General features: G+C 73.2%; 16 protein-coding genes and 1 riboswitch. Of the genes, 3 read left to right on the forward strand and 13 right to left on the reverse strand.

Features of this window, described 5'->3' with window-relative positions; all coding sequences use genetic code 11:
* Positions 1-38: 38 nt before the first annotated feature.
* From ABFT23_RS16445 to ABFT23_RS16455, 3 genes are all read right to left on the reverse strand, one after another.
* Positions 39-251 (reverse strand): large ribosomal subunit protein bL35, encoded by a 213-nt coding sequence (locus ABFT23_RS16445; RefSeq protein ID WP_347897104.1) that lies wholly within the window; start codon positions 249-251, stop codon positions 39-41.
* A 72-nt stretch (positions 252-323) separates the two neighbouring features.
* Positions 324-1,025: a translation initiation factor IF-3 gene (gene infC / locus ABFT23_RS16450; RefSeq protein WP_347897952.1), complete on the reverse strand. Its 702-nt coding sequence runs from the start codon at positions 1,023-1,025 to the stop codon at positions 324-326.
* A 315-nt stretch (positions 1,026-1,340) separates the two neighbouring features.
* A complete protein-coding gene (locus ABFT23_RS16455) occupies positions 1,341-1,853 on the reverse strand; it encodes an SseB family protein (protein WP_347897106.1) in 513 nt (170 codons plus the stop codon).
* A 107-nt stretch (positions 1,854-1,960) separates the two neighbouring features.
* Here ABFT23_RS16455 and ABFT23_RS16460 point away from each other — a divergent pair, with 107 nt between their 5' ends.
* Genes ABFT23_RS16460 through ABFT23_RS16470 form a run of 3 tightly spaced genes read left to right on the forward strand, consistent with a single transcriptional unit; the run spans position 1,961 to position 3,944 of the window.
* A complete protein-coding gene (locus ABFT23_RS16460) occupies positions 1,961-2,422 on the forward strand; it encodes a hypothetical protein (protein ID WP_347897108.1) in 462 nt (153 codons plus the stop codon).
* Positions 2,423-2,430: 8 nt separating this feature from the next.
* Positions 2,431-2,985 (forward strand): nucleoside/nucleotide kinase family protein, encoded by a 555-nt coding sequence (locus ABFT23_RS16465; RefSeq protein WP_347897109.1) that lies wholly within the window; start codon positions 2,431-2,433, stop codon positions 2,983-2,985.
* Positions 2,986-3,008: 23 nt separating this feature from the next.
* Positions 3,009-3,944, forward strand: coding sequence for an aldose 1-epimerase family protein (locus tag ABFT23_RS16470; RefSeq protein WP_347897110.1), 936 nt, complete (start codon positions 3,009-3,011; stop codon positions 3,942-3,944).
* Here the strand turns inward: ABFT23_RS16470 and ABFT23_RS16475 are convergent.
* From ABFT23_RS16475 to ABFT23_RS16520, 10 genes are all read right to left on the reverse strand, one after another.
* Positions 3,909-4,373 (reverse strand): PH domain-containing protein, encoded by a 465-nt coding sequence (locus ABFT23_RS16475; protein WP_347897112.1) that lies wholly within the window; start codon positions 4,371-4,373, stop codon positions 3,909-3,911. The two genes, ABFT23_RS16470 and ABFT23_RS16475, sit on opposite strands and share 36 nt — an antisense overlap.
* A complete protein-coding gene (gene hisG, locus ABFT23_RS16480; protein WP_347897114.1) occupies positions 4,370-5,218 on the reverse strand; it encodes an ATP phosphoribosyltransferase in 849 nt (282 codons plus the stop codon). Before hisG ends, ABFT23_RS16475 begins: the two co-directional genes overlap by 4 nt.
* A 16-nt stretch (positions 5,219-5,234) precedes the next feature.
* Positions 5,235-5,498 carry a phosphoribosyl-ATP diphosphatase gene (locus tag ABFT23_RS16485; RefSeq protein WP_347897116.1) on the reverse strand — a complete coding sequence of 88 codons (264 nt, stop codon included), beginning with the start codon at positions 5,496-5,498 and terminating at the stop codon, positions 5,235-5,237.
* A gap of 66 nt (positions 5,499-5,564) precedes the next feature.
* On the reverse strand, positions 5,565-6,044 hold the full coding sequence (ribH, locus tag ABFT23_RS16490; RefSeq protein ID WP_347897118.1) for a 6,7-dimethyl-8-ribityllumazine synthase: 480 nt from the start codon (positions 6,042-6,044) through the stop codon (positions 5,565-5,567).
* On the reverse strand, positions 6,044-7,321 hold the full coding sequence (locus ABFT23_RS16495) for a bifunctional 3,4-dihydroxy-2-butanone-4-phosphate synthase/GTP cyclohydrolase II (RefSeq protein ID WP_347897120.1): 1,278 nt from the start codon (positions 7,319-7,321) through the stop codon (positions 6,044-6,046). Before ABFT23_RS16495 ends, ribH begins: the two co-directional genes overlap by 1 nt.
* The gene (locus ABFT23_RS16500; protein WP_347897122.1) at positions 7,318-7,992 is read right to left on the reverse strand and encodes a riboflavin synthase; all 675 of its coding nucleotides are present in this window, start codon (positions 7,990-7,992) and stop codon (positions 7,318-7,320) included. The genes ABFT23_RS16495 and ABFT23_RS16500 overlap by 4 nt, the downstream gene beginning before the upstream one ends.
* A 1-nt stretch (position 7,993) precedes the next feature.
* Positions 7,994-9,028, reverse strand: a complete 1,035-nt coding sequence (gene ribD / locus ABFT23_RS16505) for a bifunctional diaminohydroxyphosphoribosylaminopyrimidine deaminase/5-amino-6-(5-phosphoribosylamino)uracil reductase RibD (protein WP_347897124.1) — start codon at positions 9,026-9,028, stop codon at positions 7,994-7,996.
* A gap of 85 nt (positions 9,029-9,113) precedes the next feature.
* A riboswitch (FMN riboswitch) is annotated at positions 9,114-9,243 on the reverse strand.
* A gap of 78 nt (positions 9,244-9,321) precedes the next feature.
* On the reverse strand, positions 9,322-9,495 hold the full coding sequence (locus tag ABFT23_RS16510) for a hypothetical protein (protein WP_347897126.1): 174 nt from the start codon (positions 9,493-9,495) through the stop codon (positions 9,322-9,324).
* A gap of 76 nt (positions 9,496-9,571) precedes the next feature.
* Positions 9,572-12,085 carry a polynucleotide kinase-phosphatase gene (locus ABFT23_RS16515; RefSeq protein WP_347897128.1) on the reverse strand — a complete coding sequence of 838 codons (2,514 nt, stop codon included), beginning with the start codon at positions 12,083-12,085 and terminating at the stop codon, positions 9,572-9,574.
* Positions 12,078-13,481, reverse strand: a complete 1,404-nt coding sequence (locus tag ABFT23_RS16520; protein WP_347897130.1) for a 3' terminal RNA ribose 2'-O-methyltransferase Hen1 — start codon at positions 13,479-13,481, stop codon at positions 12,078-12,080. The genes ABFT23_RS16515 and ABFT23_RS16520 overlap by 8 nt, the downstream gene beginning before the upstream one ends.

Raw genomic sequence — 13,481 nt, forward strand, 5'->3', positions numbered from 1 at the left:
TTCAGGTGGTGCGAGGGACGGTCGTGGAGGTCAGGCGCTCAGATGCCGAGCATCTTCTTGGCGCGAGCGACGTCGGCCTTCTCGAGCTCGACCGCCCCGGCGTTGCGGCGCTGCTTCTTCCGGCTGCCGGTGGTGGGCTGCGAGGCGAACGCAGCGCCCGACTTGCGACCGGCCTGCAGCCGCATGATCTTGCCGGAACCGGTCACCTTGAACCGCTTCTTGGCACCGGAGTGCGTCTTGTTCTTGGGCATGAGTTCTCTCCTCGGGTGGTACGACGTGCGGCCCGGTGGGGCCGCACGTAGGTCGGGGGCCGTGCGGCCGGGTCAGGCCTCGATCTCGGGGTCGAGGTTCTCGGAGCGGCCGCGCTCCTTCTTCTGCGCCACGGGGCCGGCGGCGTGGGCGGCGTCGCGCTCGGCCTGCTCCTCGGCCTTCGTGGCGGCGCGCTCGGCCTCCTTCTCGGCCTTCTGCACGGCGTGGGCGGCCTTGGCGTCGGCCTTCTTGGTGTGCGGGCCCAGGACCATGATCATGTTGCGGCCGTCCTGCTTGGGCGACGACTCGACGAAGCCCAGGTCGGTGACGTCCTCGGCCAGCTTCTGCAGCAGCCGGAACCCGAGCTCGGGGCGGTGCTGCTCGCGGCCGCGGAACATGATGGTGATCTTGACCTTGTCGCCGGCCTTGAGGAACCGGACGACGTGGCCCTTCTTGGTCTCGTAGTCGTGGGCGTCGATCTTCGGACGAAGCTTCATCTCCTTGATGATCACGTTCGTCTGGTTGCGACGGGCCTCGCGCGCCTTCTGGGCGTTCTCGTACTTGAACTTGCCGTAGTCCATGAGCTTGCACACGGGCGGACGGGCCATCGGGGCGATCTCGACGAGGTCGAGGTCGGCTTCTTGGGCGAGGCGCAGGGCGTCGGCCGTCGGCACGATGCCGACGGTCTCACCGCTGGGGCCAACGAGCCGGACTTCCTGAACGCGGATCCGGTCGTTGATGCGGAGCTCGGTGCTGATGTGTCCTCCAGGGGTCAGACGGTGGTCGGTCCCACCCGGCGCCTGCCCTGAAAAAGCAACGAGGCCTCCGCGTGGGTGCACAAGCGGAGACCAGTCAGCGACCATCTCGTCCGAGATCCCGACGTGCATGGCGTGCACGGGAGGTCTGGCCGGAAGCCTTCATGGACCGGACCCGACGACCTGGTGGAGCGGCGGTCGATGCGGGTGGGAGACGATCGAGCCTGGTCTCCGCTTGTAGAACTATGGGCACCCGGAGGTGCTCACAGTTCGGTCAACGCTGAACTCTAGGCCACTGTTCCCCGCGCTGACCAATCCAGGCGGGTCTCACGACGCTCATGCCTCCGTTGGCTCGACCCACCCGAGGTCGGCCCCCACCCGCACGAGCCGCCACCCCGCGGCGAGGGGGCGCAGGTGGTCGCCCTCGACGACCAGCCGGGCCGGGCCGGCGAGGTCCACCAGGAGCGCGTCGGCGTCGTCCTGGACGGCGGCCAGGGCCGCCGTGCGGGCGGGCACGGGCACTGGCCGGGCGGCGGGGTCCCAGCGCGCCATGGTCTCGGTGCTGGTGAAGGCGAGCAGGCCGCGGCGCCCGTCGGGCCCCTGCACGAGGACGGCGGCCATGTCGCTGGTCTTGTCGTGGGCGAGACCGCGCTCGTCGAGCTCGACCTCGCCGGCGACGGCGACCACGGGCACCAGCAGGCGGGCGCCCTGGAGCGCGGCGAGGGCGGCGGGCAGCGCCGTCCGGTCGGTGGCGTAGGCGGCGAGCGCCGCGGCCAGGGCGGCGTCGGCGGTGCCGTCGTCGTCGGGGTAGGCCGGCGCGAGCAGCTGACGGTCGAGCGGGCCGGACATGACCTCATCATCTCAACCCGTTCCACGCCGCGGCGCGCCGGCGTCCCGGTCGGCCGCGGGAAGCGCCGCGGCACGCGCGGACGGAGACCGCGCCGTAGGCTCGCGACATGGACGACTTCTCCTACGGTGCCCTCGCGGTCGCGCTCAGCCTCGTGGCCGGCGTCGCCACCTGGTTCGCCTACCAGAAGCGCGGCCTCGGCGCCGGGCTCAAGGGCGCCGGCATCACGCTGCTGCCGATCGCGGCGTGGCTGACCGACACCCTGGAGATGCTGGTGCGCGTCGGGGACGCCGTCGGCGACTGGGCCACGCGCCTGGTGTTCAGCCCGGTCGTGTGGGTGGGCATCGTGCTCGCCGGGGTCGGGGTGCTGCTCTACGGCGCCGGCCGCGTGGTCGATGCGCGCACCGGTGACGCTCCCCCGAAGGCCCCCCGACAGCGCGACCAGCGCGACCCGGGCCGCCTGCCGGCGTCCCAGCCGTCGCCGTCCCGCCCCGCGCCGCAGGGTCAGGCGCCGATCGACGACGACCTCGCCGACATCGAGGCGATCCTCAAGAACCGGGGCATCAGCTGAACCACCCCGTGCTCGAGCGGGTGCTGTCGCTGCTCGCCGGCCGGACGCCGACGCTCGGGCCGGCGCGGCTGCTGGCCGTCGACGGCCCGGGCGGCTCGGGCAAGACCACCCTCGCCGCCGCCGTGGCCGCCGCGACCGGGGCGGACGTCGTCCACATGGACGACCTGTACGACGGCTGGACCGGCCTCGACACGGTCTCGGCCCAGCTCCGCACGCTGCTCGAGCCCCTGTCGGCCGGTCGGCCGGGGCGCTACCGCCGCTACGACTGGCACGCCCACGCGTTTGCCGAGACCGTCGACGTCGCGGTGCCGGCGTCCGGGCTGCTCGTGGTCGAGGGCGTCGGCTCGGGGTCGCCGTCCGTCGCCCACCTGACGACGGCGCTGGTGTGGGTCGAGGCGCCGCGCGACCTCCGGCTGCGGCGCGGCATCGACCGCGACGGCGAGGCGCTGCGCGCCCAGTGGCACGCCTGGCAGGACGCCGAGGACGCCCACCTCGCCCGGCACCGCACGCGCGAGCGGGCCGACCTGGTCGTGGACGGCGCGGCAGGTGTCTCCCCCGAGTGATCGCGTGTGATGAGGTGTCCCCCATGAGCTCTCGGATCGCACCCAGCGGCGACCAGTTCCGCATCTCCGCCGGCGGCTACGAGGCCGTCGTCACCGAGAGCGGCGGGGCGCTGCGCTCGCTCACGCACGCCGGGCGGGCGCTGCTCGACGGATTCGACGAGCACGAGATGTCGCCCGGCGGACGCGGCCAGCTGCTGGTGCCGTGGCCCAACCGGGTGCGCGACGGGCAGTACACGTTCGGCGGTCGCGACCTGCAGCTGCCGCTCACCGAGCCGAAGCGGCATCACGCCTCGCACGGCCTGGCCCGGTGGGTCGCGTGGACGCCGGAGGAGCACACGGCCGGGTCGGTGTCGCTGCAGTACCGGCTGATGGCGCAGACGGGCTACCCGTGGGCGCTCGACCTGCACGTGCTCTACGACCTGTCCGCCGACGGGCTCACCGTCACGCAGACCGCGACCAACCTGTCCCCCGAGCCCGCGCCCTACGCGTGCGGTGCCCACCCCTACCTGAGCGTCGGCCCCGGCCCGGTCGACTCGTGGGAGCTGACGCTGCCGGCGTCCACCCGCTCGATCACCGACGACGTGCTCATCCCGGTCGGCACCGAGCCGGTCGACGGCACGCCCTACGACTTCCGGGTGGCCCGCCCGCTGCGCGACACCGAGCTCAACGGCGCGTTCACCGACCTCGCGCGCGACGAGCGCGGGGTGGCGACGGTGACGCTGCGCGACCCGTCGACGGGCCGGGCCGTGGCGTTGTGGGTCGACGAGGGCATCCGGTGGGTGCTGCTCTACACCGCCGACGACGTCCCGGCCACGGCGCGCCGCTCGATCGCGGTCGAGCCGATGACGGCCAACGCCGACGCGTTCCGCTCGGGGGTCGACCTGCTCGCGCTCGCCCCGGCCGGCGAGCCGGGCGACGAGGTGTCAGTGTCCTGGGGGGTTCGAGCGGTCGACGAGTGAGCGCAGCTCGCGCACGGCCTTCTTCGCGCGGGCGCCGTCGGAGCCCTGGATGCCCATGGCCGGCGCGCTCTCGCCGTCGGAGAGATCGAGGGTCACCCACGGGGCGCCGGGGTTGAGCCGGACGGCGACGATCTCGGCCCACTCGTAGTCGTGACGCTTGTAGCCGTTGACCACGGTCAGCCCGTCCTCGCGGGCGACCACGCGCGAGCGGATCATCGCGTACAGGCAGGCGAAACCGAGCAGGAACGCCCCGATGACGATGCCGCGCTGCAGCGGCGTGACGGTCTCCTTGACGTCGTCGTCGAGGCCGATCCACAAGATCGTCATGATGGCGACCAGCGACCCGCCGCCGGCGATCCCGGCGATGCGCGGGCCGAGCGGGCGCCAGGTGCGGGGCAGGGAGACCGGGGTCGGGTCGGCTGGGCTCACAGGCGGCACGCGTGGATGTCGGTGAGCAGGATGGCGCGGGCGCCGATCTCCCAGAGCTCGTCCATGCGGCGGTGGACGCCGTCGCGCGGCACCATCGCCCGGACGGCGACCCACCCGTCGCGGTTGAGCGGGGCGATGGTCGGGCTCTCGATGCCGGGCGTGAGCGCGACGGCGCGCTCGAGGTCGGCCTCGGCGATGTCGTAGTCCATCATCACGTAGGCGCGGGCCACGAGCACGCCCTCGAGGCGTCGCTTGAAGACGTCGAACCCGGGCCCGTCGGCCGCGCCGGCGCGGGTGACGAGCACGGCCTCCGACTGCAGCAGCGGCTCGCCGAAGGTCTCGAGGCCGGCCTGGCGCAGGGTGGCCCCGGTCTCGACGACGTCGGCGATGACGTCGGCGACGCCGAGCTGGATGCTGGTCTCGACGGCGCCGTCGAGACGCGTGACGGTGGCCTCGATGCCGCGCTCGGTGAGGTAGGAGCGCACGATGCCGGTGTAGGACGTCGCGATGCGGGACCCCGTGAGGTCGGCGACGTCGGTGTAGCGGCCCTGCGGGCCGGCCCAGCGGAACGTGCTGCGGCCGAAGCCGAGCGTGAGGGCCTCCTCGGCCTTCGCGCCGGAGTCGCGCAGCAGGTCGCGGCCGGTGATGCCGACGTCGAGGGTGCCCTCGCCGACGTAGAGCGCGATGTCGCGGGGGCGGAGGTAGAAGAACTCGACGTCGTTGTCGGCGTCGACGAGGGTGAGCTGCTTGGAGTCGTCGCGCTGGCGGTAGCCGCACTCGCGCAGCATCTCGCTGGCGGCCTGGGCGAGCGAGCCCTTGTTGGGGATCGCGATGCGGAGGGTCATCGGGGCGCTTCCGGGGTCAGAGGTGGCTGTAGACGTCGTCGGGCGAGAGGTCGAGGGCGAGCATCATCACCTGGAGGTGGTAGATCAGCTGGCTGATCTCCTCCGCGGCGCGCTCCCTGCCCTCGTGCTCGGCGGCCATCCACGACTCGGCGGCCTCCTCGACCAGCTTCTTGCCGATCGCATGGACGCCGGCGTCGAGCGCGGCCACGGTGCCGGACCCCTCCGGGCGCGTGCGCGCCTTCTCGGAGAGCTCGGCCCACAACCCGTCGAACGTCTTCACGGCCCTCAGCCTAGGTGCCCGGCTCCGCCGTCCCGAACCCGCCCGACCCCTCTGAGATGGCGCGGGTCAGCCGCGCCGGACCTGCTGGATCGTCTGGGCGGTGACGATGGCGGCGGAGGTGGCCTCGTAGCCCTTGTCCTCGGCCGAGCCCTCGAGTCCGGCGCGGTCGAGTGCCTGCTGCTCGGTGTCGCAGGTCAGGACGCCGAAGCCGACCGCGACGGTGTGGTCGAGGGCGACGCGCCCGAGGCCGTCGGTGGCGGCGTTGCACACGTAGTCGAAGTGCGGGGTGCCGCCGCGGATGACGACGCCGAGCGCGACGACGGCGTCGTAGCCCTGCGCGGCGAGCGCGGAGGCGACGACGGGCAGCTCGAACGTGCCGGGCACGCGGACGACGTCGGCGTCGGTGACCCGGTAGGCCTCGAGCGCGCGCTGGGCGCCGGCGAGCAGGCCGTCCATGACGACGGTGTGCCAGCTGGCGGCGACGACGGCGACCCGCAGGCCGCTGGCGTCGGTGGGTGCGTCGGTGGGTGCTCCGTGGCCGGCCATCAGACGGTCGGTCCTTCCGTGGTGAGGTGGGCGGGGTCGAGGTCGGGCAGGTCGTGGCCCATGCGGTCGCGTTTGGTGAGCAGGTAGGCGAGGTTGTGGTCGTTGGGGTGCGGCGTGAGGCCGACCCGCTCGACGACGGGCACGCCGTACATCTCGAGGTTGGCGACCTTGTCGGGGTTGTTGGTCAGCAGCCGCACGCTCTCGACCTTGAGGTCCTTGAGCACCTGCGTGGCGGTGCCGTAGTGCCGCGCGTCGGCGGGCAGGCCGAGGTCGAGGTTGGCGTCGACGGTGTCGCGGCCGCCGTCCTGCAGCTGGTAGGCCTGCAGCTTGGCGACGAGGCCGATGCCACGACCCTCGTGGCCGCGCAGGTAGACCACGATGCCGCGGCCCTCGGCGGCGATGCGCTCGAGCGCCTCGTCGAGCTGCGGGCCGCAGTCGCAGCGCGCGCTGCCGAAGACGTCGCCGGTCAGGCACTCGGAGTGCACCCGCGTGAGCACCGGCTCGGGGCCGGTGACGTCGCCGAGCACGAGCGCGATGTGCTCGGAGTCGTCGGTGGTGACCTTGTAGCCGTAGGCGGTGAAGTCGCCGTGCCGCGTGGGCAGTCGGGTCTCGGCGACGCGCTCGACGAGGTTCTCGGTGCGACGGCGGTAGCGCACGAGGTCCTCGATGGAGATCATCGCGAGGCCGTGCTCGTCGGCGAACGCCCGCAGCTCGTCGGCGCGCTTCATCGTGCCGTCGTCGTTGACGACCTCGACGAGCACGCCGGCCGGCGTCAGCCCGGCCAGGGTGGCGAGGTCGACGGCGGCCTCGGTGTGGCCGCGGCGGTTGAGCACGCCGCCGTCGCGGTAGCGCAGCGGGAACACGTGCCCGGGCCGGGTGAGCTCCCACGGCTCGGTGGCGCTGTCGGCCAGCACCCGGGCGGTGTGCGCCCGGTCGGCCGCGCTGATGCCGGTGGTGACGCCGTCGCGGGCGTCGACCGAGATCGTGTACGCCGTGCGCAGCTTGTCCTTGTTGTGCGGCGTCATCAGCGGGATCTCGAGGCGGTCGAGCATGTAGCCCGGCATCGGCACGCAGATCACGCCGCTGGAGTGACGGATCGTGAATGCCATCAGCTCCGGCGTCGCCTTGCTGGCGGCGAAGATGATGTCGCCCTCGTTCTCGCGGCCCTCGTCGTCGACGACGACGACGGCCTTGCCGGCCGCGATGTCGGCGATGGCGCGCTCGACGGGGTCGAGGCGCACGCCACCGTGCTGCTCCTCGATGGTGGGGTAGGTCATCGTGCGGTTCCTTCCGTGCTGGCCGTGGTGCTGGCCGTGTCGTCGCGGTTCTCGCGGTTCGCGCGGTTCTCGAGGCTGTCGAGGCGGGCGTCGAGGAGCTTCTCGACGTGCTTGGCGAGCACGTCGACCTCGAGGTTGACCCGGTCGCCGGGCTGGCGCAGGCCGAGGGTGGTGCGGGCGAGGGTCTCGGGGATGAGGCTCACCGTGAACGACGTCGGGCCGGCCTCGACGACGGTGAGGCTGACGCCGTCGACCGTGACCGAGCCCTTGTCGACGAGGTACTTGCCGAGCTCGGCGGGCATCGAGACCTCGACGACCTCCCAGTGCTCGCTCGGGGTCCGTCGGACGACGTGTCCGACGGCGTCGACGTGGCCCTGGACGATGTGGCCGCCGAGGCGCTTGTCGGCGGTGACCGCGCGCTCGAGGTTGACGACGTCGCCGGGCACGACCCCGTGCAGGCTGGTCTTGTCGAGGGTCTCCTGCATGACGTCGGCGGTCCAGAGCTCGCCGTCGTGCGTGACCACGGTGAGGCAGCAGCCGTTGACCGCGATGGAGTCGCCGAGCGCGGCGTCGTCGAGCACGACGGTGGCGCGAAGGGTGAGCCGGATGGCGTCGCCCTGGTCCTCGACGGACTCGACGGTGCCGAGCTCCTCGACGATGCCGGTGAACATGTCAGTCCCTCTCGGGTCGCAGGGTGTAGCGGACGTTGTGCTCGGGGTCGTCCGGGAGCACGGTCACGTCGGTGACCGTGGGCCGGAACGCCGCGGCGATCGTGGTGATTCCGAGGTCGCCGAGCGACGACAGACCGGCGCCGAGGAACATCGGCGCCACGTAGGCCACGACCTCGTCGACCAGGCCGACGCGCAGGAACGCGGCGGCGAGCGTGGGGCCGCCCTCGAGGAACACGTGCTGGCGGTCGCGGGCGCGCAGCTCGGCCAGCGCGACGTGCGGGTCGCGGGTGCGCAGGTGGACCGTCTCGGCGTCGTCGTTGAACACCCGCCGCGACGCCGGCAGGTCGCGCTCGCCCATGACCGCCCGCAGCGGCTGGACGGCGTGCGGTCGGCCCTCGGCGTCACGCACGGTGAGCAGCGGGTCGTCGACGGCGATCGTGCCGGTGCCGACCAGCATCGTGTCAGCGAGCGACCGCAGCCGGTGCGTGTCGCGGCGCGCGGCCTCGCTGGAGACCCAGCGCGAGGTGCCGTCGACGGCGGCGCTGCGGCCGTCGAGGGTGGTGGCCAGCTTCCAGGTGACGAAGGGACGAGCGTGCTCGACCGCGAAGGTCCAGACCTCGTTGAGGGCACGCGCGTCGTCGGCGAGCAGGCCGTGCTCGACCTCGATGCCGGCCACCCGCAGGGTCTCGGTTCCGCCGGCCGCGACCGGGTTCGGGTCGCGCTGCGCGATCACCACGCGGCGCACGCCGGCCTCGACGAGTGCACGGGCACACGGACCGGTGCGTCCGGTGTGGTTGCACGGCTCGAGCGTGACCACGGCCGTCGTCCCGCGGGCGGCAGCGCCGGCCCGGGCGAGGGCGTCGGCCTCGGCGTGCGGTGTGCCGGCGCCGCGGTGGTGGCCCTCGGCGACGGTGGAGCCGTCGTCGGCCAGGAGCACGCAACCGACGCGCGGGTTCGGGCCGAGAGGAACGCCGTCGGTGGCGGCGAGCGCGAGGGCGCGCGCCATCGCGTCGCGCTCGGCGGCGCTGAACGCCATCTCACCCTCCGGGCCGGTCGGGCTCACGGTCTCCGGGGACGACGGCCGGGGACGCTCTCACCGGGAGAGATCGTCGACGGACCACCTGCGTGCGCTTACCATCCGGACTTTCACCGTCGGTCCAGGAGTTCCACCTGGTCAACCACGCACTGGCTGCGCGTGGGTCGCGGACTGTCACCGCCGGCTCGGAATTGCACCGACCCCAGAGCACGCGAGCAAACTTCACTCGTCGGGTCGAGTTTGCCACACGCGTCCCACCGGCACGGTGTGGGTCGTGTCACGGAGTGGACCGGTCAGCCCTCGCGGTGGCGTGCGACCTCCCACGCCGAGAGCAGCACGACGTAGGCCCAGCCGAACCACAGCGGCCACGGCAGCCCGGCGATCGCCTCGACGGCGAGACCCAGCGCGCCCACGGCGGCGCACGCGCGCAGCCACGGGTCGGCGAGGTAGCGGGCCGTGGGCGTCATGCTCGCAGTCTCGGCAGCGGACCCCACAAAAGCAACTATCTCAGTCGTCTTGACTGACATAAATGCCCGATCGGCCTCACAGGCGGGGGTCGACCGGCTCCGACTCCAGCGCCAGGACGGCGAAGACCAGCTGGTGCACGCGCCACAGCGGCTCGCGGCGCACGAAGGCGTCGAGGGCGTCGACGCCGAGGCCGTGCTCGCGGTGGGCCAGCGCCTGCTTCCTGCCCAGGTGACGCCCCCGCAGCACGTCGAGCGCGTCGGTGTAGTCGGGGCCGTAGATGATCCGCAGGTACTCGCGGCCGCGGACCTTCAGGCCCGGCTGCACGCGCGCGCCGGCCTCGGGCACGGCGGCCGGCTTGACCACCATGCCCTCTCCCCCGGCGTCGGTCAGGTCGAGCCACCACCGCGTCGCGGCCTCGCGCTCGGCCGACGACGTCAGGTCGACCGCGACGTGCCGCGTCGGCGTGACGAGCGGGTCGTCCAGCCGGCCGAGCACGTCGAGGTGCCACGGGTGGGGGCGGGTGAGGGCACAGGTCTCGCCCTCGACCGCGAGCACCTGGAACGGCGCCAGGCGGACGCCGTCGAGGCCGGTGTCGGGCTCGCAGCAGCCGGCGTAGGCGTCGCGGAACGCCCGGGCGTGCTCGCGCCGCCGCTCGGTACGGGCGAGCAGGTCGCCGACGTCGACGCCGCGGGCCGCAGCCCTCGCCAGGACGTCGACCGCCACCGGCAGCGCGGTGCGGGCCGCGGCGCCGACGGCGGCGTACTGGTCGCGGACGAGACCGATCGCCTTGGCCGACCAGGGCAGCAGCTCGGCGTCGAGCGCGACCCAGTCGGAGCCGAGCTCGTCGAGCAGCGGCAGGACGGCGCGGCGCACGCGCGCGACGAGCTCGGCATGCACCTCGCGGTCGGCGAAGAACGGGCGCCCGGTGCGCGTGTGGACCGCCCCCGAGGTGCCGTCGTCGACGCCGAAGCGTGTGGCGGCGACGTCGGCGTCGCGGCACACGACGGCGATGGCCCTCGAGCCCATGTGCTTCTCCTCGCACACCACGTGCGTGACGCCGGCCTCCGCGTAGGCGTCGAAGGCGCGCTCGGGGTGCTCGAGGAACCCGTCGAGCGTGGAGGTGGGCGCGGGCGACATGGTGGGCGGGAGGTAGACCAGCCACCGCGGGTCGACCGCGAAGCGGCTCATCACCTCGAGCGCGGCGGCGGCGTGCTCCTCGCCGACCTTCACCTTGCCGGCGTGCGGCGTCTCGAGCCACCGGGTGCCCGTGACGTCGTCGACGTGCAGCGCCGTGGGCTCGCGGCTGCCGATCGCCCCGGCGTCGATCGGTCGTACGGGTTCGTACCACTGCTGCTCGGCCGGGACGGCGACCAGCTCGCGCTCGGGATAGCGCAGCGCGGTGAGCTCGCCGCCGAACACGACCCCGGTGTCGAGGCAGATCGTGTTGTTGACCCACTCGGCCGTCGGCACGGGGGTGTGCCCGTAGACGACGACGGCCTGCCCTCGGTACTCCCTCGCCCACGGGTAGCGCACCGGCAGGCCGAAGTCGTCGGTCTCGCCGGTGGTGTCGCCGTACAGGGCGAACGAGCGCACCCGGCCCGAGGAGCGGCCGTGGTAGCTCTCCTTCAGGCCGGCGTGCGCGACGACGAGGCGGCCGTCGTCGAGGACGTAGTGGCTGATCAGCCCGTCCATGAACGCGAGCGCCGCCGCGCGGAACTCCTCGGACTCGGCGTCGAGCTGCTCGAGCGACTCGGCGAGGCCGTGGGTCCGCTTGACGTCGGCACCCTTGAGCGCGCGCACCAGCTTGGCCTCGTGGTTGCCCGACACGCACAGCGCGTCGCCGGCGGCGACCATGCCCATCACCAGGCGCAGGACGCCGGGCGAGTCAGGACCGCGGTCGACGAGGTCGCCCACGAAGACCGCGGTGCGGCCGGCGGGGTGGTGGGCCCCGTCGGCCGAGACGGTGTAGCCGAGGGTGGTGAGCAGCGCGCGCAGCTCGGCGGCGCAGCCGTGCACGTCGCCGATGACGTCGAACGGCCCGGTCAGGTCACGCCTGTCGTTCCACGACCGTTCGAGACCGATGGTCACCGTGTCGATCTCGGCGCCCTCGAGCACGTGCACGCGCCGGAACCCCTCGCGGCGCACGCCCTTGAGCGAGCGCTGGAGGTCGCGGCGCTGGCGGGCGATCACGTGGCGGCCGAAGGTGCGGTCGGGCCGGCTCGCGTTGCGCTCGACGGCCACCTGCTCGGGCACGTCGAGCACGATCGCGTCGACGAGCACGTCGTGGCTCCTGGCCAGGCGCACGAGCTGGGCGCGGGCGTCCTTCTGCACGTTGGTGGCGTCGACGACGGTGAGGAGCCCGCGACGCAGACGGGTGCCGACGATGTAGTGCAGCACGTCGAAGGCGTCGGGCGTGGCCGACTGGTCGGTCTCGTCGTCGGCGACGAGACCGCGGCAGGCGTCGCTCGAGACGACCTGCGTGGGCCGGAAGTGCCGGGCGGCGAAGGTCGACTTGCCGCTGCCGGACACCCCGACGAGCAGCACGAGACCCATCTGCGGCACGGAGATCTCCCGGGTGGTCTCAGCCACGACGGAACACCCCCAGCTGCGAAGGAGTGCCGCGCTCGGGGTCGACGTCGCCGATGCCGCGGACCTCGACGGAGTAGCCGTGCTCGGAGGCCACCGCGTCGCACCACGCCCGGAACTCGGCCCGGGTCCACTCGAAGCGGTGGTCGTGGTGGCGGTGACCCGTGAGCCCCTCGTAGAGGTCGTTGTACTCGACGTTCGGCGTCGTGACCAGCACGGTGGCGGGTGCGGCGACGCCGAACACGACGCGCTCGAGCGCGGCCAGCCGCGGCGGGTCGACGTGCTCGACGACCTCCATCAGCACGGCGGCGTCGTAGCCGGCGAAGCGGGGGTCCTCGTAGGTGAGCGCCCCCTGGAACAACGAGGTCCGCTCGGCCTGCCGCTCGCTCATCTTCTCCAGCCGGACGGCGCGCGCGGCCTGCTGCAGCGAGCGCACCGACACGTCGACCCCGGCGAGCCGCACGAACCGGTGGTCGGCCACCAGCTTCCGCAGCAGCTGGCCGGGTCCGCAGCCGAGGTCGATCACGGTCTCGGCGCCGACCTCGGCGAGGGCCGCGAGCACCGCCTCGTGGCGCAGGGTGTTGAGCGGCACGCGGGCCGGCTCCGGCACGGCGTGCTCGTCGTCCGGGTCGGCGTCGACGTCCGCCTCGGCGACGTCGTCGAGCTCGGCGAGACGGGCGAGCGCGACCCGGGCGAGCGTCGTCCGGCGGCCGAGGTAGCGGCGGACGACGAGCTCGCAATCGGGGTGCGCGGCCAGCCACTCACCCCCGGATCGGAGCAGCTTGTCGACCTCGTCGGGGCCCTGCCAGTAGTGCTTGGACTCGTCGAGCACCGGCAGCAGCACGTGCAGCTGGTTGAGCGCGTCGGCGAGCCGGACCTCGCCGGTGAGCACCAACGAGACGTAGCGCGACGCGCCCCACTCGGGGAACGCCGGGTCGAGCTGCACCGACGTGGCCGCGACGGTCCAGCCGAGCGGCTCGAAGAACCGGCGGGCGACGTCGGGGCCACCGCGGCACGGCAGCACCGGGATGGTGATCGTCAGCGGGAGCGGGCCGTCGGCGAGGTCCTGGCGCGACTTGCAGATGCCGGCGCGCGCGGTGGAGAACACGTCGGCGAGGGCGACCGCGAGCAGCGACGACGCGGCGTAGGGCCGGTCGTTGACGTACTGGGCGAGGCTGAAGTCGGGGCTGTCGCGCCCCCGCGTGCGGGCCAGCCGGACGGCGTCGACCTCGAGCAGCAGCGCGACGGTGCACCGCTCGGCGCTCGCCTCGGGGTAGACCACCGTGGCCGTGCCGAACGACTGGGGGAACGACTGCACCCGCTCGGGGTGCTTGTGCAGCAGATAGCCGAGATCGGTCGCGGGCGCCCGGGCGTCGGTGGTCGAGATGGTCAGCAGCAC

The organism is Nocardioides secundeburneus (assembly GCF_039939255.1).
Classification (GTDB): domain Bacteria; phylum Actinomycetota; class Actinomycetes; order Propionibacteriales; family Nocardioidaceae; genus Nocardioides.